At 70.1% G+C, this 214-nt stretch carries 1 protein-coding gene; it reads right to left on the reverse strand.

Features of this window, described 5'->3' with window-relative positions:
- The coding region (locus tag IAE24_RS30540; RefSeq protein WP_233630810.1) for an aconitase family protein at positions 1–214 on the reverse strand (214 nt) is incomplete at both ends.

Here is a 214-nt window from a genome sequence, read left to right on the forward strand (position 1 = left end):
CTTGCGCGTGAGACCCAGGCGATTGGCATTGCGCGCCAGCAAGGCGGCGGCAATGACATTGCGCGGGTTGCTGGTGTTGGTGCAGCTGGTGATGGCCGCGATGATGACGGCCCCATCGGGCATCTGGCCCTGGCTCTCCTGGGCGCGGGCAACCTGCAGCTTGGCCGCATCGGCAATGCCGCGCTCGGCCAGGGCCGAGGTGGGCAGGCGCCGG

Source organism: Delftia sp. S65 (assembly GCF_016516495.1).
Lineage (GTDB): Bacteria > Pseudomonadota > Gammaproteobacteria > Burkholderiales > Burkholderiaceae_C > Comamonas > Comamonas acidovorans.